This is a genomic window from Funiculus sociatus GB2-C1 (genome assembly GCF_039962115.1).
Lineage (GTDB): Bacteria > Cyanobacteriota > Cyanobacteriia > Cyanobacteriales > FACHB-T130 > Funiculus > Funiculus sociatus.
This window is the reverse complement of sequence record NZ_JAMPKJ010000002.1, coordinates 143,735-163,635: the sequence shown is the minus strand read 5'-3', so window position 1 is coordinate 163,635 and position 19,901 is coordinate 143,735. Positions and strand designations below refer to the sequence as shown.

General features: G+C 44.5%; 16 protein-coding genes and 1 tRNA gene. 12 read left to right on the top strand and 5 right to left on the bottom strand.

Annotated features, from left to right (window positions below):
• Window positions 1-303: 303 nt before the first annotated feature.
• A complete protein-coding gene (gene nadA, locus NDI42_RS01915; protein WP_190455902.1) occupies window positions 304-1,278 on the bottom strand; it encodes a quinolinate synthase NadA in 975 nt (324 codons plus the stop codon).
• Between the two features lie 155 nt (window positions 1,279-1,433).
• Here nadA and NDI42_RS01910 point away from each other — a divergent pair, with 155 nt between their 5' ends.
• The 4 genes from NDI42_RS01910 (at window position 1,434) to NDI42_RS01895 (ending at window position 3,323) form a co-directional block, all read left to right on the top strand.
• Window positions 1,434-2,360, top strand: coding sequence for a TIGR04168 family protein (locus NDI42_RS01910; RefSeq protein ID WP_190455900.1), 927 nt, complete (start codon window positions 1,434-1,436; stop codon window positions 2,358-2,360).
• Between the two features lie 42 nt (window positions 2,361-2,402).
• Window positions 2,403-2,487, top strand: a tRNA-Ser gene (locus NDI42_RS01905).
• 58 nt (window positions 2,488-2,545) lie between these two features.
• Window positions 2,546-3,007, top strand: coding sequence for an MgtC/SapB family protein (locus NDI42_RS01900; protein ID WP_190455898.1), 462 nt, complete (start codon window positions 2,546-2,548; stop codon window positions 3,005-3,007).
• A gap of 139 nt (window positions 3,008-3,146) precedes the next feature.
• Window positions 3,147-3,323 carry a hypothetical protein gene (locus NDI42_RS01895; protein ID WP_190455897.1) on the top strand — a complete coding sequence of 59 codons (177 nt, stop codon included), beginning with the start codon at window positions 3,147-3,149 and terminating at the stop codon, window positions 3,321-3,323.
• A gap of 46 nt (window positions 3,324-3,369) precedes the next feature.
• Here NDI42_RS01895 and NDI42_RS01890 read toward each other — a convergent pair whose 3' ends face one another.
• A complete protein-coding gene (locus tag NDI42_RS01890; protein ID WP_190426239.1) occupies window positions 3,370-4,161 on the bottom strand; it encodes an SAM hydrolase/SAM-dependent halogenase family protein in 792 nt (263 codons plus the stop codon).
• Window positions 4,162-4,274: 113 nt separating this feature from the next.
• Between NDI42_RS01890 and NDI42_RS01885 the strand changes: the two genes are divergently transcribed.
• From NDI42_RS01885 to NDI42_RS01860, 6 genes are all read left to right on the top strand, one after another.
• The gene (locus NDI42_RS01885) at window positions 4,275-4,601 is read left to right on the top strand and encodes a hypothetical protein (RefSeq protein ID WP_190455895.1); all 327 of its coding nucleotides are present in this window, start codon (window positions 4,275-4,277) and stop codon (window positions 4,599-4,601) included.
• A gap of 2 nt (window positions 4,602-4,603) precedes the next feature.
• Entirely contained in the window at window positions 4,604-4,816 is a 213-nt protein-coding gene (locus NDI42_RS01880; RefSeq protein WP_190455893.1) for a hypothetical protein, read from the top strand.
• A 305-nt stretch (window positions 4,817-5,121) separates the two neighbouring features.
• A complete protein-coding gene (locus NDI42_RS01875) occupies window positions 5,122-5,817 on the top strand; it encodes a Nif3-like dinuclear metal center hexameric protein (RefSeq protein WP_190455891.1) in 696 nt (231 codons plus the stop codon).
• 42 nt (window positions 5,818-5,859) lie between these two features.
• The gene (locus NDI42_RS01870; RefSeq protein WP_190455889.1) at window positions 5,860-7,701 is read left to right on the top strand and encodes an ABC transporter ATP-binding protein; all 1,842 of its coding nucleotides are present in this window, start codon (window positions 5,860-5,862) and stop codon (window positions 7,699-7,701) included.
• A gap of 196 nt (window positions 7,702-7,897) precedes the next feature.
• Complete coding sequence (map, locus tag NDI42_RS01865; RefSeq protein WP_190455887.1) at window positions 7,898-8,674, top strand: type I methionyl aminopeptidase; 777 nt, start codon at window positions 7,898-7,900, stop codon at window positions 8,672-8,674.
• A 158-nt stretch (window positions 8,675-8,832) separates the two neighbouring features.
• The gene (locus tag NDI42_RS01860) at window positions 8,833-9,843 is read left to right on the top strand and encodes a cyanophycinase (protein ID WP_206755929.1); all 1,011 of its coding nucleotides are present in this window, start codon (window positions 8,833-8,835) and stop codon (window positions 9,841-9,843) included.
• 151 nt (window positions 9,844-9,994) lie between these two features.
• Here NDI42_RS01860 and NDI42_RS01855 read toward each other — a convergent pair whose 3' ends face one another.
• Together NDI42_RS01855 and nuoB are read right to left on the bottom strand one after the other, a co-directional pair.
• Window positions 9,995-10,690 (bottom strand): pentapeptide repeat-containing protein, encoded by a 696-nt coding sequence (locus NDI42_RS01855; RefSeq protein ID WP_190455885.1) that lies wholly within the window; start codon window positions 10,688-10,690, stop codon window positions 9,995-9,997.
• A gap of 219 nt (window positions 10,691-10,909) precedes the next feature.
• The gene (nuoB, locus tag NDI42_RS01850) at window positions 10,910-11,647 is read right to left on the bottom strand and encodes an NADH-quinone oxidoreductase subunit NuoB (RefSeq protein ID WP_190455883.1); all 738 of its coding nucleotides are present in this window, start codon (window positions 11,645-11,647) and stop codon (window positions 10,910-10,912) included.
• Between the two features lie 120 nt (window positions 11,648-11,767).
• On the opposite strand from nuoB, the gene NDI42_RS01845 reads away from it, so the two are divergent.
• Window positions 11,768-15,337, top strand: a complete 3,570-nt coding sequence (locus tag NDI42_RS01845; RefSeq protein ID WP_190455881.1) for a WD40 domain-containing protein — start codon at window positions 11,768-11,770, stop codon at window positions 15,335-15,337.
• Between the two features lie 144 nt (window positions 15,338-15,481).
• Here the strand turns inward: NDI42_RS01845 and NDI42_RS01840 are convergent, their stop codons facing one another.
• Entirely contained in the window at window positions 15,482-15,706 is a 225-nt protein-coding gene (locus NDI42_RS01840; RefSeq protein WP_348231357.1) for a hypothetical protein, read from the bottom strand.
• A gap of 1,012 nt (window positions 15,707-16,718) precedes the next feature.
• On the opposite strand from NDI42_RS01840, the gene NDI42_RS01835 reads away from it, so the two are divergent.
• A complete protein-coding gene (locus NDI42_RS01835; RefSeq protein WP_190455880.1) occupies window positions 16,719-19,901 on the top strand; it encodes a DEAD/DEAH box helicase in 3,183 nt (1,060 codons plus the stop codon).

Here is a 19,901-nt window from a genome sequence, read left to right as displayed (position 1 = left end):
TTCGGGGAGCATCCCGTATTTGCAAATCGCCCAATTGAGTCCGCGCAGGCGGACTTGGTTTGTGTAGCCGCGATTTCCAATCGCCAGGTATTTTTGCAAAAACGGGCTGCTCCCTTGGGTTTCGTGCCTCAAACCAACCTACAATTATTTTTAACTAGGAGGGATTTGCACCGATGACAACTATGCTTTGATCCCCCCAACCCCCCTTTTTAAGGGGGGCTAAGAAAAAGCGACACCTTAAAGCCCAAACACTAGAGAAATCCTTTGAGAATCTCCTGAAAAAGGGCTAATAAAAAGGTTCAATTAAATACTCATTTCCAACATCCGCTGCATTGGACGCAACGCTGCAACTCGCATTTCCTCCGGTAAAGTCACCTCTGGCGTTCGATTTTTCATCGCTAAATAAAGCTTCTCCAGCGTATTTAACCGCATAAACGGACACTCATTGCAAGCACAATTATTCATCGGCGGCGCTGGAATAAACTTTTTATTCGGCTCCCGCTTCTGCATTTGATGGATAATCCCCGGCTCAGTAGCAACAATAAATTCCCGGCTATCACTTGCTTGAGAATAATTCAGCAGAGCAGAAGTAGATCCAATATAATTGGCGTGGCGCAAAACTGGAGGTTCGCACTCAGGGTGAGCAATTACCTCAGCATTTGGATGTTGAATTTTTAGCTGGATAATCTTCTTTTCAGAGAAGGTTTCATGGACAATACAACTACCTTGCCACAGCACCAAGTCTCGCCCAGTTTGCTCCATAACATATCGCCCTAAATTTCGGTCGGGAGCAAAAATTATCGGTTGATTTTCTGGGATTTGGTTGACAATTTTAACCGCGTTAGAACTTGTGCAAATAATATCGCTCATCGCCTTAATTTCAGCGGAGCAGTTAATATAAGAAACCACCAAATGTCCGGGATGAGCAGCTTTAAATTTGGCAAAGGCATCCGGCGGACAACTATCTGCCAAAGAGCAACCTGCGTCCAAATCTGGCAGCAACACCAGTTTATCTGGATTGAGAATTTTGGCCGTTTCCGCCATAAAGTGAACCCCTGCAAAGACGATGACATCAGCATCGGTGCTGGCTGCTCTGCGAGAAAGTTCTAAGGAATCCCCGATATAATCTGCTACATCCTGAATATCAGGGTCTTGATAGTAATGGGCAATAATAACGGCGTTAAGCTTCTCTTTTAAGGCTTTTATTGCCTCAAACAAATCGTAAGGGAGTGCGTCGGTCTGGGTAATAGTGCGCTGGGGAAGTGTATTGGTAAACACAGTTAAAAGATGCCTTGAGTACCAAGTTGCTAGGGGTGTAATCAGTAATTATAGTTGTTTTTACCAAAAGCTGCTGTGGGGGATTAGGTTTTTTATATAAGAAATTTCTCTCGTTCCTCAGATTGCTATTCTGGAATATAGGCAAGGGGGTAGGCATGACGAGTTATCAAGAGAAATCCATCAAAATCGCTGTTGTGGGAGATGTTCACGACCAATGGGAAGCTGAGGACGAACTAGCCCTCAAGCATCTAGGTGTTGATTTGGTGCTGTTTGTGGGGGATTTTGGTAATGAATCGGTGGATGTAGTAGAGGCGATCGCATCTCTCAATCTCCCCAAAGCAGCAATTATGGGCAACCATGACGCTTGGTATAGTGCCTCAGATTGGGGTAGAAAGCGGTGTCCCTACGACCGTGAAAAAGAAGACCGAGTGCAGGAACAATTGGATTTACTGGGAGAAGCCCATGTCGGCTATGGTAAGCTCGACTTTCCAGAACTCAATTTAAGTGTGGTCGGGAGTCGTCCCTTTAGCTGGGGTGGCTTGGTTTGGAAAAATGCGGAATTCTATCAAGAGCGTTACAAAGTAACGAATTTTGCAGAATCCACCGAGCGCATCGTCGCGGCAGCAAATAGCGCCGCTTATGAAACTATCATTTTTATGGGACACAATGGCCCAATCGGGTTAGGCGATCGCGCAGAAGATCCTTGCGGGAAAGATTGGTATCCCATCGGCGGCGACTATGGCGATCCGGATTTTGCGGATGCGATCGCTCAATCTCGCAACCAGGGTAAAACCATTGCCCTAGTTACCTTCGGTCATATGCACCACCAACTGCGTCATACTAAAGAGCTGCGAAACCCTATCTATGTCGGCGCAGAAGGCACAGTTTACTTAAATGCGGCAAGTGTACCCCGGATTATTCAGACACCAAGCGATCGCTTGCGTAACTTCTCCCTTGTTTCCCTGCAAAACGGTGTCGTCTCCCAAGTCTCCCTCGTTTGGCTTGGCGGTGGCTTCAACATAGCATCCGAGCAAATTCTTTATCGTCGCCAAGAGTCAGTACAATCAATCCTCAGCCAGTAGTCAAAAGATCCACCAATCTTGATATGATAAAAAAATGAACCTGGAGAGGTGGCAGAGTGGTCTAATGCGCTCGACTTGAAATCGAGTGAACCGAAAGGTTCCGAGAGTTCGAATCCCTCCCTCTCCGTTACCCAAAACAGCTTGTAACTTAAACTGGTTGAAGTATTCCTTCTTCCAGTACAAAATTGTCACAAACTTACTTACTTTCCCCGAATGATTGGTTAGGCATCAGCTTCAGGCTATGCTTTGCTATGCTTGTTGGAGCGATTATCGGTATAGAACGCGAACTAAAGAACAAACCAGCTGGCTTAAGAACTCATATGCTGGTAAGTTTTGGTGCAGCACTTTTGACATTAATACCCCTTTTGGTAGATGAGAATGAACTAAACTCTGATGCTCTAAGTAGAGTAATTCAAGGAATTACAGCGGGTATTGGGTTTTTAGGTGCTGGGGAAATTTTACGGGAATCGCAGCAGGAATCGAGGAAAAAGATTAAAATTCACGGACTCACTTCTGCTGCTGCTATTTGGGTTTCTGCGGCGTTGGGAATTGCCGCAGGTTGTGGGTTATGGCAGATAAGCTTAATTGGTGCTTTGTTGTGTTTTTTAGTGCTGAGAGTCTTTAAAAAAGTAGAGCCTCATAGCTAAATTTTCTCCACATTTGGAGTTTGTGAATCGGCGTTTCATCTCTCAAAGTGATGAGATTAAATTCAGCAAAGGGGAAGGCGCGGTTTAGGGAATCGCCTTGATATGCTGTATGAGTAGCCTGGAACTGGAAATGAGACTTATGAATAGAGCGGTGGTGTCAATTATAGTTTTGGCATTGTTAATATTAACCATTTTCTCTCCCTTTGCAGCTCTCGGTACTTTGATGTTGGTACTTTTAGCAGCGGCATTTGTTTCAGCATTTTGGAATGTGGTGCAAGCAGCGGCAGGAAATTCCAAACAGCCTTCAAAAAATTAAAAATGCAAAATTAATTAGGATTTTGCATTTTTAATTTTTAATTTGGTTAACTCAGGCGAGTTACTAACTGATTTAAGCGGGGTCTGCCGAAACGTTCCCAAGCACTTCCGCCGCGCAGAAATAACTCCATCCAGCGGATCGGTTGATTATCTTTAGCGGAATTCCAACCAGAACTTCCCGGCGAAAATGCCAGAGTTCCTTCTGGGACTTTGAAACTACCGTCTGAGTAGATGGCATCGCTGACCACATCTCCGACTCGAACCACCACCTTTTGTTCTGGTTTCAAATCGACGCTATGGGCGGGGATAGTGGTTTTAATGTTACCGTAGCCATCACACCAGGCGATGCGATCGCTTGGTGCATCAGGTATCTGGTCTGGCTGCAAGACTTCTCCCAAAAGGCTAGTATCTCCCGAAGCGATCGCAGCAGCAGCAGTGGGAAACACATCCCGCGATCGAAACTGCGATCCTCCCCGCGAAACCTTCACTGTGTGTAAAACTTCAGCATGGTCTTTGATAAAAGAGAGAGTGTAGCCAGCAAATACACCCACCACTTTGACACCATTTGGTAGCAGAGCATACGTCAATCCCTCGCCCTCGTTGTTTTTACGGGCCTCCGGGTCATCTTGGCGAGGAGCGCAATTGTGATATATTAGTCGATCTGCGGAACCAGGGTTTAGTCCGAGTTGCGCCACCCAAAAGCCAGTCGCCAGGGTACTGAAGGGAGGCACCGAGAGGCAGTAAATCTGGGATGCTGGTAAAGCCATCAAAAGACGTTGTGTAACCTCAGCAAATGCTGGATCACCGTTTCCGTAGTCTGCAATCAGGCTAATGAACATAGCGCCTCTGAATAGAAGTTTGCTACAGCAATATTACTGCTCACCGAATCAAAAAGCGATCGCTTTCATTTTGAGATAAACTCGTGACACTAGAAACGAAAGGCAATGGTTAGATGTCCGATATTTTCGTGATGATTCGGAATCAAGATAACAATGCCTTGACTTCCATTGATGGCATTGCATTTGTAACTTTACTTCGGCAAGACGGACAGCCGCTTGCAGAGGAGACTTTTGACTTTATTTATGCGGATGCGGGTTTTGATGACCTTCCGGTTGGGGAATACACTGTAGTTGTGAAACATGAACTGGTTGAACCTCAACAAACAACCTACGATGTAAAAATTATTAGTGAAGATGAAGTGATATTGCTAACATTTGTGTACCTAGAGCCAGAATGGGTATTCCTTCGCATTCGAGCTGCTGTAGAAAAGAGATTATAGCTATGAAAATTAAAGTTATTCCGCCCTGCTCAATTAAAATGTTTCGCTATCGAGTCAATTTTCTAGCGAAGGATCTCTGGAAAGAAAAAGACCCAATTTGTCGGGCGAATTTAGCTTTACAGCTAGCGGATGCGGCTACATCCCTGGCGAGACTAGAATTACAAGAAGCGCAAAAATTACAGCAAACTTCTCAGAGGATGTCTGAAAAGTCATAATCGAGACGCTTAAACAGTCGAGATCCCCCTTGCATCCCCCTTAAAAAGGGGGACTAAGACTTAATTCTCCCCCCTTGAAAAGCTGCCTTGTATACACATCTCTATACAGAAGAGAAATCCTTGGAGATCCCCTTGCCTCTTGCTTAAAAAGGGGACTTTGACTCCGGTTCCCCCCTTTTTAAGGGGGGTTGGGGGGATCAAAACGTTATAGGACAGCGCTAGAAGACTTGTGTATACACGGTAGCCTTGAAAAGGAGGGCTGGGGGGGATCAAGCTAGCTTTTGACTCTTTTTATAAGTAAGATTATGCTCACTATAAATGATATTGCTATATTTTTAAATCAATTCTTTGCCGTCCATCGTTTCGGTGATGACCAAGGCGGAATTTACCACCATTCAACACGCCCAATTCATCGTTTTGGATTAGCGCTGGAACCTTGGGATGGATTGGTAGAATGGGCAAAATCTAGACAAATAGATGCTTTATTTCTACATCGTCCCTGGAAACTGGAACCGGGGTTAGCGCCAGATATAGGTGTGGTCGCGTATCATTTAGCTTTTGATGAACGCCTGACACTGGGGTTTAATAATCGTCTTGCAGATGTGTTGGGAATGTCTGCATTAGAGGTGTTGGGTGAGAAAGAAGGGCGACCAATTGGGATGCTGGGGGAAATTCCCACTCAGAGTATGGTGAGTTACTGTAGTTGTCTAAACGAAATCTTCGGCGGACGCGACAAAGTGCTGGCGGGAGTTAGCGGTGAGGTGAAGCGGGTTGCTGTAGTTGGCGCGATGACAGATGCGCTGGTACGCGAGGCGGCGTTGCGTAAGGTCGATTTATATATTACAGGGCAGTTGAGACAACCTGCTGAAGCTGCTGTAAAAGAAACTGGTATCAGCGTTGTTGCAGTTGGTCATCGTCGCTGCGAAGAGTGGGGGTTACGGGCCTTATCTGGAGTGTTGCGCGATCGCTACTCGAAACTTCAGGTTCTCTTACCTCCCTGAAGGTGCAACACAACATCCCTAAAGACGATTTATAACAAAGATATGAGTCGTCACCAGAAATTTAACTTTCTCCAGGGTATTTGGCAACGTTTGCGTCAATCTCTAGCAGTTTTCCGATACAGCGATCGCGCCCTCAGCTTAGTTTGGACTACTAGCCGCATTCTGACAATCATCTTTGCCATCCTTACTATAGTGGCAGGTTTGCTACCAGCCGCCGTCGCCTATGTAGGCAAATTAATTGTCGATGCAGTAGTCTTAGCTTCTCAAACCGGGTTGCAAAGCGAACGCCTTCAAGCTTTGGGTTACGTGGGACTCGAAGCGATCGCAGTTATATTACTTGCAGGTAGTCAGCGGGGTTTAACTGTTTGTCAATCTTTGCTGCGAGTCCTGCTGGGACAAAAAGTGAATGTTCTAATTTTGCAAAAAGCGCTAACGCTAGAACTTCGCTATTTTGAGGATTCCGAATTTTACGACAAATTGATGCGGGCGCGGATGGAAGCATCAAGCCGTCCCCTCTCCCTAGTAAGCCGCACATTCAGCTTAATTCAAAATGCTCTCTCACTGGTGACTTACGGCGGCTTGTTGCTGAATTTCTCCGCTTGGGCTGTGGTGATACTTGCAGCAGCAGCATTACCCGCCTTCATCGCCGAATCTCGCTTCTCTGGGGAAGCTTTTCGCCTATTCCGCTGGCGATCCCCCGAAACTCGCGCCCAACACTACCTAGAAACCCTGATTGCGCGAGAAGACTACGCCAAAGAGGTGAAACTTTACCAACTGGGGGATCTGTTACTACAACGCTACCGTGACATCTTCCATCGACTTTACGACGAAGACCGCAACCTGACTCTACGGCGAGGATTTTGGGGTTACTTGTTGGGGTTATTGAGTACCTGCGCCTTTTATCTCGCCTACGCTTGGATTGTACTGGAAGCGATCGCTAGTCGCATCTCCCTCGGCGACATGACCATGTACTTAATGGTATTCCGCCAAGGACAGTCTACCTTTTCCGCCGCCTTGGGTTCCATCGGCGGAATGTACGAAGACAACCTGTATCTCTCCAACCTCTACGAATTTCTAGAAGAAGAAATCCCGAAATCTTGGGGTACAGCAACTGAGGGGTTAATTCCCGGTGATGGGGTACGTTTCCAGAACGTCTACTTCACCTACCCTGGAAGTTCGCAACCCGCCTTAAATGGAATTTCCCTACACCTGAAACCAGGAGAAAAACTAGCAATTGTCGGGGAAAACGGTTCGGGAAAGACTACCCTGATTAAGCTTTTAACCCGACTGTATACACCAGACTCAGGACGCATTTTACTCGATGGCTTAGACTTACAAGAATGGGATAGTGAAGTGTTGCGCGATCGCATCGGCGTAATTTTTCAAGACTTTGTGCGCTATCAGTTCAAAGTCGGGGAAAATGTCGGCGTTGGCGATGTAGACCACATAGAAGACGAAAAACGCTGGAAAATTGCCTCCGAAAAAGGCATGGCTGAACCTTTCATTGAGAAAATGGCCCAAGGCTATCAAACTCAATTAGGGAAATGGTTTCGGGGAGGAGTCGAACTCTCCGGCGGACAGTGGCAGAAAATTGCTCTTTCCCGTGCATTTATGCGAACTGCGGCGGATATTTTGGTGTTAGACGAACCAACAGCAGCGATGGATGCGGAAGCTGAAGTAAAGATTTTTGAACGTTTTCAGAAGCTTACCCAGCATCAGATGGTTCTCCTCATCTCGCACCGCTTTTCAACTGTACGCATGGCTGACACAATTGTAGTTTTAGAAGGAGGCGTTGTACTGGAAGAAGGAACTCACCAAGAGTTGTTGCAGCTTCAGGGACGCTACGCTACCCTTTTTAAACTGCAAGCCGCAGGATACCAGTAGATATATCAACACAAAACGAAACTCAACATCCGTGTAAACAAGCGTGACTTGTTGAGTTTCCACACGGTAAGCCCAACCTACAAATTACTTCTTCTTTCTTTCTTTTTTTCTTTCTTTCTTCTTCCTCCTCTTCCTTCGCGGTTCATCTCTTAAACTCAACCCAAAACCATCAACTACAACTTAAAAGGCAATAACAATGAAAACCGAAATGATCGAGATTTTATCTAGCAGAGAAGTAGAAAAAATGCGTGCCTCTGGACGCTTAGCCGCCGCCCTCCTGTCCCACCTAGAACCAATGGTTAAACCAGGAGTAAGCACATTACAAATCAACGACGAAGCAGAACGCTGGACAAAAGAACAGGGAGCAATAAGCGCTCCACTAGGCTACAAAGGATTTCCCAAATCTATCTGCACCAGCATCAATGAAGTAGTATGTCACGGCATCCCAAGTGCTAAACAAGTTCTTAAAGACGGTGACATTATTAACATTGACGTGACACCAATTCTTAATAGTTATTACGGAGATACATCTAAGACATTCTTTGTCGGTTCGCCCTCACCTACAACAAAAAAGCTGGTTGAAGTAACCAAAGAGTGTCTTTTCCGAGGAATTGCCGAAGTTAAGCCTGGGGCGCGGATTGGCGACATTGGTGCAGCTATCCAAGAATATGCTGAGAAAGAGGGCTTTTCCGTAGTGCGGGATTTTGCAGGACACGGCGTACACCGCGTTTTTCATACTGCACCAGAGATTCCCCACTATGGTAAACGGAATACAGGTAAGCGTCTGAAATCGGGAATGGTCTTCACTATCGAACCCATGATTAATGAAGGTACTTGGGAGGTGGAAGTTCTCAAAGATGGCTGGACTGCTGTCACCAAGGATCGAAAGCTTTCCGCTCAGTTTGAGCATACAGTAGTTGTGACTGAGGAAGGTGTCGAAATCCTGACTCTACGCGAAGAAGAGATGCTGTAGAGTTGGCGGTTTGACGCCAGGGGCAAAATTATTATCGGCGTATCCACATATCTCGGCAAAACGCAAGCTTTCCGGTTAGTGCCATTCGCCCGGTAATATAATTCTCGTTACCAGTAGGGGCGGGAAAACCCCACTCCGACAATTTCAGTCAGCAAGCTATGGTAAATTTATCCCGACTCCCTTCAGCACTGAAAATCAGCACGGTGGCACTGTTGTTGATGATAATAATGACAGTTCTAACCTTACCCGCCCAAGCCAAAGTTACGCGCTATCTGAAGGGTAACTCCGCCGATGTTAATCCTACCTTAGCTGGCCCAGCCTATAACTTTGGCGGCGGTGGCCCTGATGTAGATGAGGCGATTCAGTGGATGATTAATCAGGTAAGGGGTTGTACAAATTGCGCCACCAAAGTTGATGTCGTAGTTATCAGATCCTCCGGCGATGATGGATACAACGATGCGATCGCATCCATGAAAGGTGTTGACTCCGTGGAAACTCTTGTCATCACCAGTCGGGACGATGCACAAAAAGCGAATGTTGTCAATCCTATCAAAAACGCTGAGGTGATATTTTTTGCTGGTGGCGACCAGTGCGAATACACCCGGAACTTCAAAAATACAGCGGTTGAGGCGGCGGTAAAATCAGTAAATGCCAGAGGTGGCGCAATTGGTGGCACCAGTGCAGGTTCGATGATCCAAAGTGATTTTGTTTACAACGCCTGCTCGGATACTGTGGAAACCAGGGAAGCTTTAGAAGACCCCTATGAAGACATCAGCTTCACCTACGACTTCTTTAAGTGGGCGAATATGAAAGCAACCCTTGTAGACACCCACTTTAGCAAACGCGATCGCATGGGTCGCATCATGACCTTTATTGCGCGTCAAATCAGAGACGGGATATCTGACAGCGCCTTCGGAATAGCAGTAGACGAAGATACATCGGTTGTTGTAGATAAAAACGGGATGGCGCGGGTGATGGGAGGTGGTGCATACTTTGTCCTCGCTGACCATATGCCAGAGGTATGCGAACCGCAAACCCCCCTGACCTTCTCTAACTACAAGATTTGGAAAGTTAAAAGCGGCGGTACATTCAACCTCAAAAATCGCCCTACATCTGGCTACTATCTCAGAAGCGTTAACAAAGGGCGACTTAGCTCAGATCCGTACTAATATAGGGTTTCTCAGTTGGGCGGAATATATCGCGGTTCTGAAGTTCTCCCCATCTTGGTAGGGACATGGCATTGCCATGTCCCTACATATGTATTATGTATCGCACCCAATTGAGAATTGCTATAATCTCGTTCCCAGTCATATCTTAAAGCTAGTCGTGGATTGTCCCATCTGGCAATATTGCGCCGGTCAACTTGGCTCCAACCAGCTTAACCAGCAGGCGGTCATTTACCCCAACCTTTGCATCAGTCAAATCAGCACCACTCAAATCAGCACCACTCAAATCAGCGCCAATTAAGTTAGTCTCCCGTAAATTGGCATCCCTCAAGTTTGCTTGCAGCAAATTGGCTCTAAAAAGATTCGCTCTGTAGAGAGAGGCTCCCTGAAGATTGATTTTATGTAGAAAGGCATCGCTCAGGTTAGCTTGGCTCAAATTAGCATAACTGAAGTTTCTGCCTGACAAGTCTTTTTCTTTGAAGTTAGCACCACGAAAGTCGCCTCCACTGAGATCGGAACGCGCCGAGTTGGTTTGATGGTGAGATTTAGCCTGTTCGTTCGGGCGAGATCGAGAATTGGCTGCGGTATTATGTGGTTGTGTACGAGATTGCGATCGCTGCGATTGAGCCGTTTTTTTAGAAGTATTTCTTTGAATTGACCGCAATTCATCCCGTGCGTGATTAATCTCTTTGAGTTTTTCTTCAGCCTTTAGCCGCAACCGAGGATTATCTTCAGGAATCCGATCGGGATGCCAAATAAACGCTAAATCCTTATAAGCCTGGTTCACCTCTTCCGGTGACGCTCCAGGCTCAATTCCCAGCACTTTGTAGCATCGGTTTAGATCGCTCATCTAAACCATCCTATCGAATGCTAAGGTATGTTGACACTGATGCAAGGAGCCTGAAAATAATATTTCCCGCTAAAAGCTAAAGTGAGCTAAAGCTTACTGAGTGAGTTTTCAACCCGTTTCAACGGTTTGCCAGCTTTTAGCGCTGAGTTTCCTCTCGCGCCACGCACCCCCGTGCGCTTTTAACACAGCGCACGGGGGTGGCTTCCATTCCCTACCAATTCAGATTTTTGATTGATTCTTTTCTGGGAGTGATGGAAACATCACAGAAGATGCCTCTTTTATCATTTTGGCTAATTCTTCGGGCGGATTATTCCGCGACGATGACTCTAAATATTCCCCAGAGTAAAGCGGTGGCGCAGGCTTCATTTTGTGAGTAATGCTGTAGTAGCGATGACTTTGAGAAAATGCACCTTGCTCCTGTATCGATTCTTGCGCTACTTTCTTACGCAGTTTGATGATGGCATCAATAATTGCCTCTGGTCTGGGAGGACAACCAGGTAAATATACATCTACCGGAATTAACTTGTCCACGCCTCGCACCGCTGTCGGTGAGTCGCTGCTGAACATTCCCCCAGTGATTGTGCAAGCACCCATCGCAATTACATACTTGGGTTCTGGCATTTGTTCGTAGAGGCGCACCAAGGCGGGTGCCATTTTCATTGTGATGGTGCCAGCAGTGATAATAACATCAGCATGGCGAGGACTGGGCCAAGGTTTGAAGCCAAAACGCTCGAAGTCAAACCGTGCTGCGAAAAAAGCAGCCATTTCAATAAAGCAGCAAGCAGTCCCAAACATCAGAGGCCACAAACTGGACAGTCTAGCCCAATTATACAAATCGTCTACTGTGGTTAAAATGATGTTTTCGGAAAGCTCTTGGGTAATCTGAGGACGCTCAATAGGATTGATTATCTGAGTTTTTTGCTTGTTCGGCTCAAGTCTAGTTGCTGTCGGGTTCATAATTTTCTCCTTTAGCTCAACATTGAAAACCTGATTCCAAGATGTCACCATCAATCAGGTTTCGCCAGTAAAGTTAAAGGTGTTAAGCACTAACTTAAGTCTCTAACCCCCTAATGAGGTATGGATCGCTATAAGCAAAAACGCCAGCGCGGTGTTATCCTTACTCTCCAAGGCTTGAAGAAGCTGCAAGATGCAAGACATCAGGCGGAAATTCTGGAAAATGCTGGAGACAAGTATACTCTTGAAGAATTAAGCGATCGCACTCAACTAGCTCCCTTTACTGTGGCGAAGGTTCTTGCTCGTGATGAAGGTGTCGATAAGCAGACACTCGCTCTTTTTTTTCGAGCCTTTAATCTGGCGCTAGATAAACCTGATTATTGCCGACCTAAACCAGATATTGAATCAGCGTCCAAAAATCCCCCTAAAACTCGCTCTTGTTGGGGAGAAGCGATTGATGTCTCGGTTTTTTACGGACGCGAGGATGAACTTGCAAAACTAGAATACTGGATTTTGAGCCAGCATTGCCGACTTGTCACCATCCTGGGAATGGGGGGAGTTGGTAAAACTGCGGTTTCGGTGAAATTAGCCGAACAAATTCAGGATAACTTCGAGTATGTCATTTGGCGATCGCTTCGTAATGCCCCACCCCTCAAAGAAATTCTTTCCCACCTGATTGAGTTTTTCTCCAATCATCAAGAAACCCATTTACCAGAAAATATTAGCGCTCTAATTTCTCGCCTCATTGATTATTTACGTTCTTCACGTTGCTTGTTAGTTCTAGATAATGCTGAATCTCTTTTATGCAGCGGTAACTGTGCTGGATACTATCGAGAAGGATATGAAGATTACGGCGAATTATTCCGACGAGTAGGCGAAGCCGCTCATCAGAGTTGTTTAATTCTTACTAGCCGGGAAAAACCTAGAGAAGTTGCCGCCCTAGAAGGAGGATTACCCGTTCGCTCTTTGCAATTATCAGGTTTAAATGCAGTTGTCGGACGACATATATTTAAAGCTAATCATTTCTTTTTCGGCTCAGACTCTGAATGGCAAGAACTTATTAACCGCTACGCAGGCAATCCCTTAGCTTTAAAAATTATTGCCACCACAGTCCAAGAATTATTTAATAGCAATATATCACAATTTCTCGCTGAAGGCACAACCGTTTTTGGCGATATTCGAGATTTATTAGACCAACAGATTAACCGACTGTCAGATTTAGAAAAGCAAATAATGTACTGGCTGGCAATCAATCGCGAACCCGTTTCGCTTGCCGAGTTGCGAGAGGATATTGTTGCGCCTTTATCCCCGGCAAAGTTACTAGAAGCGTTAGAATCGCTTTTCAGGCGATCGCTTGTCGAGAAAAGCAACTGCCTCTTCACTCTTCAACCAGTAGTAATGGAGTATCTAACTGAGCAATTCATCGAGCAAGTTGTTGAAGAAATTGTTACTCACAAACTTTCATTTTTCCAAACCCATGCTCTCATCACAGCTACAGCAAAAGACTATGTAAGGGATACTCAAATTCGCCTTATTCTGAAACCGATTAGCGATAAATTGCTTTATCTCATCGGCAATAAAAACAATATTAAAAATCAACTCGTTGAAATTTTATCAAACCTGCGCGGAAAATCTCCAAGAGAAACAGGCTATGCCGGAGGTAATTCCCTAAATTTGATGATTCAAATGCAGATTGATTTAAGCCAACTTGATTTTTCTCATCTAACAGTTTGGCAAGCTTATCTTACCAAAGTCAATTTGCATCAAGTCAATTTTGCCCACTGTGAATTATCCAAATCTGTTTTTGCGGAAAACTTAGATAGCATCATCTCGGTAGCATTTAGTTTGGATGGAATTTTGGCTACTGGGGATGCAAATGGTGATATTCACCTGTGGCAAGTTGCGGATGGTCAACAACTTTTAGCTTGTCATGGGCATACTGGTTCTGTACAATCAGTTGCCTTCAGTCCTCAAAATAAGATACTAGCCAGCGGCAGTCACGACCATACTGTAAGGTTATGGGATGTCGCTAGCGGTCAATGTCTGAAAGTTTTAGAGGGACATACCAGTTGGGTTTGGACAGTTGCTTTTAGTCCAGATGGGCAGATTTTAGCTAGTGCCAGTGTAGACAAGACGGTGAAACTTTGGGATGTCGCCACAGGTTTAGAGTTAAGAACTTTGCAGGAAGATAGCGATGCGGTATTGTCAGTTGCTTTCAGCCCGGATGGCAAAATTTTGGCAAGTGGCAGCATAGACAAAAAGGTGCGTTGCTGGGATGTTGAAACAGGTCGCTGCGTCAGAATTTTGCAGGGACACACTTGGTGGATATGGTCAGTTGCTTTTAGTTCAGATGGTTGCACCTTAGCTAGTGGCAGTGAAGACTGTACAGTACGTTTGTGGGATGTTGCCACAGGTCGAGAGTTAAGAACTTTGGCAGGTCATGCGAACCGAGTATGGTCAGTTGCCTTTAGTCCATCTGATGTCACAGGGAAGATGCCTGTGTTACTGGCTAGTGGCAGTTGCGATCGCACAGTGAAGTTGTGGGATATTAACACTGGCGAGTGTGTCCGAACTCTACAGGGACACACCAGTTGGGTATGGTCAGTCGCCTTTTCTCCACATGGTTACACCCTTGCCAGTGGTGGTTTAGACCAAACTGTAAAACTGTGGGATGTCTCCACAGGTCGCTGCATCAAAACTTTGCAAGGACGTATCAGTTGGATAAAGTCAATTAGCTTCAGTTTGGATGGTCAAATTTTGGCTAGTGGCGGTTATGACCAAAAGGTACGTCTTTGGGATGTGGCAACAGGTCGCTGCATCAAAACTTTGCTGGGACACAGTAATGGAATTTTGGCAGTTAGTTTCAGCCCTGATGGTCAAATTGTGGTCAGTGCTAGTTATGACCAAACGGTACGTTTCTGGGATGTGGCAACAGGTGGCTGCATTAGAGTTTCCCAAGGGCATATTGATGGAGTATGGTCTGTTGCTTTCAGTCCAGATGGAAAAACTTTGGCTGTTAGTTCGTACCGCGAGGTGAAGCTTTGGGATGTTGCTACAGGTGTCGAGTTAAAAACTTTGCAGGGGCATTCTGATGTAGTCTATGCAGTTAGCTTTAGCCCGGACGGTTCTATACTTGCCAGTGGTTCTCAAGATTTTACGGTAAGGCTATGGGATGTGAAAACAGGCAAATGTCTGCACGTATGCCAGCAACATATCAGTTGGGTACATTCAGTTGCTTTCAGTCCCGATGGTAAGATTCTGGCTAGTAGCAGCAGTGACGAAACTATCACCCTATGGGATGCGGTGACAGGTCGCTGCTTAAAAACTTTGCCAGAAGGTAGTCATGGAATATGGTCGCTGGCTTTCAGCCCTGATGGTGTTCTAGCCTGTGGTAGCACTGACCCCAAGGTGAAACTCTGGGATGTGGCAACAGGTAAGTATATCAAATTGCCAGGACATAGTTTGGCGGTATATTCAGTTGCTTTCAGTCCCGATGGGCAGATTTTAGCCAGTGGCAGCAAAGATGAGACGATTAAGCTTTGGGATATGCAGACTGGTGAGTGTTTGCAGACGCTAAGAAGCGATCGCCCTTATGAAAAAATGAATATTACTGGTGTTAGTGGTTTAACTGAGGCGACTATCGCCACTTTGAAAGCTTTAGGGGCAGTTGAGTCTCCTGTATCCCCACAATAATATTTCAATCCCTAATAGGGATTAAGACCCACGCCGCACCTATATCCTATAGGTAAGTGTAAACGTTACTCAGTCCAGTCTTAAATAAATGCCGGGGCTGGATTCAATTTCTTTGCTTGATGAGAAAGGTGATAAATTATCGTCTTACCTAAATTTATTCTGATTTGGCAGGGAAAACCGCCTTGTGCTGGTTACAACCCACATCAGAAGCAAAAGCTGGAGTTGCCACGGTGAAAACAGCAAACACACAATCAGACTAACAATCGCTGCTGATGCAGCGAGTTTGGCGATTTCGTCATGGGAGTTTTCCAAGACTAGGTAGGCTAAACCTAGCGATATCACCAAGGGGATCAGAAAAAGTAAGGACATTACCTGTCACCTCTCGAACTAGAATATACACGCTACTCCGTTTAAAAAGTACGCTTTTTTAGAGTCATTACTGACGGTTATTACTCATTTTTCTCTAGCCGCCTCCTGTTGTCATCACCCAATTGGATAAGGTTTATCAGTTAATGACTTAGATACACTGAGGAATCAGTATAGATCAGATTTTAAAATTATGCTTGATAGTGCTTGGCGAATAGGAACCGGCGTGAATGAGAACGATAATGACTGACCTAAACGGAAACAGAAAAAACTTCAGCCAAAAAATTAAACGCTCTCATAACGCCAAGATAGTAGTAGAGGAGTTTGATTTTTTTGCTTGTATATAGCGTTTAAAGCGATCGCGTTATCAGAGGAAATTTAGACAAAGGATGGTTTCCCTAGCCGCTAGATACCAGACGGGAATCTTACCACCGGCAGCCACTATCGGCGATATATTAAGTTTTGTTACAAATATTGCGGGGTGGGGGGTGTCACCCCTCAGAGAGGTTATAGTTAATTTAGTAGATGCACCCTGATGATCGACGCCCTCAAGTTCTTGTTGGGCGTTTTTATTTTTGGGGGTACGCCACCTAGACTAGAGCGGCGAACAGATTTATATTTATAAGCAAGTTCAGCGAGAGAGGAGATTAGCGATCGCTATCCCCTCCCTCGCCTACCCCTTAATTTTTGCCCTTTGCTGTCCCAACTCCCCGCCAGTCGGGGACAAATCGGGAAAAACTTTTATTGCTGCGGACATGAGGAGACTTTAAAGACAACTAGCCGCTAAAGCCTACCAGTATTACTGCTAAAGCACCTATCACCGCCAAGATAGTGAGTACAAATCCGGCATTTGGGCTACCTTTCCAAGAATAATCTTTGTCTTTCATTAGAACTCAGCTTTTTTAAACGACTTTTGCTTTAATTGTTACATTTTTTAATGATTAGAATACCAATCTCGCTAGGGATTGCTCTTTTAACCAGCTAAAATTTCATCAAACTCACCCCGCATCTACCTATGAAAATCCTCCACGGCACATGGATTCCCAAGGCAGAAGCTAGCTTCATCCAAACTGGTGCATTTTACCTGTGGGTAGAAACTCCCGTTGTCCCAAAACGCCGCAACGCCAAACACCCAATTCATCCCTATCATCTTCGCGAATCCGACTTGGAAGCCTTCCTCAGTAATGAACTAGGCATCGCAGCAGCATCCAGACATAAGATTAGCGAAAATATTTCTCCCCAATATTTTGCCTTTCCCACCGCCAACAACCAACCTTTACCATCTCCTGAATTAACGAAATATTTAGAAGCTGAAGTTGAAGAAGACTATGAAGGCTTTCTCTATTGGGAAGTTGATGCTTATGAAGTGAATACCATATTAAAAGCTGGCACTTCTAGCTATGATAGGGTAAGCAATATTATCAAAATAATAAATGATATTCACTTTTTAGCTTTACATAATTCCTCAGAAATCCTCATCGGCTCAGACCTATTATTTTGGTATCACTACACCCAATCATTTAAAGAAATTATCCTCAAAGACCAATATATTCCCGCGCTCAAATATCGCGAACTCCCTGCCGCAACAAAAGGAAAGCGGAAACAAACAAATACTTTTGAAATTTATTCAGGCTGGGAAATTATCTCGGAAAAGTACGAGTTACTAATTGAAAAATTTGTAGAGTATATGCCTTTAGTCTGCGCTGCTGGCTCTGCCACCTTCAGCACAACAGTTGAATTTTATTCAAAAGAAACATTCCTCCGCAATTTTTCCGAATGTTTGCTCAATGAAATCGTTACCCATACACCCTCCACTGCCAAATTCGATCAACAGATTACAGACACCATCCTCTACGGTTGCCTTTATCCAGAAAGAAAAAACCCGCAAACTACCGACCAAGCACTAGAAGAATACAAACAATGGTACGCTTGGAAAGACAAATTAACCCGCAGCCAAAATCCAGGTAATTTTTACCTCTGCTTCCAGTTAAAAGAAGCCGCTGCTGATAATGTAGATAACTGGCAAATTCAATTTTTGGCTACAGCTAAACAAGACCCATCCTTAAAACTTTCCTTAGCTGAATATTGGCAACTGGGTCAGAAACAAAAAAAAGACCTACAAAAATATTTTGGCAAGGATTTTGAAAATAACCTATTGTTGAATCTGGGATATGCAGCACGGATGTATCCTAAACTTTGGCAGGGATTGGAAACTGACCAACCTATAGGTTTGCCACTAAATTTAGCAGAAGCCTTTGAATTTCTCAAAGAAAGCGCCTGGATATTAGAAGATTCCGGTTACAAAGTCATCGTTCCCGCTTGGTGGACACCGGAAGGTCGCCGCAAAGCTAAAATTCGCCTGAAAACTTCCTCTCGTCCTAAAGGTCAAACTAAAGCTGCTAGTAAAGGATACTTCAGTTTAGACTCAATTGTGCAATATCAATACGAACTAGCAATCGGCGGTCAAACTGTTACTGAAAAAGAATGGCAGCAACTTGTAAACGCCAAAAGTCCACTGGTGCAATTTCGCGGTCAGTGGATAGAGTTAGACCAAGAAAAAATGCAGCAAATGCTGGAATTTTGGCAAAATAATGCCAAAGATCAGCCAGAAATGACGCTGACAGATTTGATGAAACTAGCCGCAGAATCAGAAAATGAATTAGAAGTAGAACATGACCAGACTTTGGCGGAAATGATGGCAAAGTTGCAAGATAAAAGCAAGCTGGAACCAATTGAAAATCCGCCGCAGTTGCAGGGAAATTTACGCGAATATCAAAAGCGAGGCGTGTCCTGGTTGCAATATCTGGAAAACCTGGGTTTAAATGGTTGTCTCGCAGATGATATGGGACTGGGAAAGTCGGTTCAGGTGATTGCTAGATTGGTGAATGAAAAAGAATCGACACCATCAATTTTACCAACTTTATTAATTGCACCTACCTCAGTTGTCGGAAACTGGCAAAAAGAAATTGAAAAGTTTGCTCCCCATCTGCAAGCAATGGTGCATCATGGTAGTAACCGCATTCAACAAGTAGCGGAGTTTAAAGCAGCTTCTCTGAATCACGATGTTGTTATTACTTCATTTACTTTGGCTCGAAAAGATGAAAAACTTTTGGAAAGTGTGAACTGGCATCGATTGGTGTTGGATGAGGCGCAAAATATTAAAAATCCTAAAGCGGCCCAAACTAAGGCAATTTTAAAGTTGCCAGCTACACATCGACTAGCTTTGACGGGGACTCCAGTAGAAAACCGCTTACTAGATTTATGGTCAATTTTCAACTTTTTAAATCCTGGTTATTTGGGTAAAGAAGCACAGTTTCGCAAGTCTTTTGAAATTCCAATTCAAAAAGATAATAATAAGGTGAAGTCTACGACATTAAAAAAGTTGGTAGAACCGTTCATTTTACGCCGGGTGAAGACTGACCAATCAATTATCAACGATTTGCCAGACAAGGTTGAACAAAAATTATATTGTAATTTAACTAAAGAACAAGCTTCGCTGTACGAGGCAGTCGTTAAAGATGTAAGCGAAAAAATTAATAATTCTGAAGGGATTCAGCGCAAAGGGTTAATTTTGTCAACCTTACTGAGGCTAAAACAAATTTGCAATCATCCAGCGCAATTTTTACAGGATGGAAGCGAGTTTTCAGTTGAGCGATCGCATAAACTCGGTCGTCTGGCAGAAATGGTCGAAGAAGCCATTTCTGAAGGCGAAAGTATGTTAATTTTTAGCCAGTTTAAAGAAGTTTGCGACTCCTTAGAAAAATATCTGAAACACACTTGTCACTACAACACCTATTACATTCATGGAGGCACCAATCGCAACAAGCGAGAGCAAATGATAGCTGAGTTTCAAAACCCAGAAACAGAACCTTCGGTATTTATTCTCTCCTTAAAAGCTGGTGGCGTAGGTATTACCCTCACAAAAGCTAATCACGTCTTTCATTTTGACCGTTGGTGGAACCCCGCAGTCGAAGACCAAGCCACAGATAGAGCTTTTCGTATTGGTCAAAAGAAAAATGTGTTTGTTCACAAATTCGTTGCTATCGGCACCTTAGAAGAACGCATCGACAAAATGATAGAAGATAAGAAAAAGTTGTCATCTGCTGTGGTTGGTGCTGATGAAGCTTGGCTTACAGAACTTGATAATGAAGCTTTTAAACAACTAATTTCACTCAATAAAGCCGCAATTTTGGAGTAA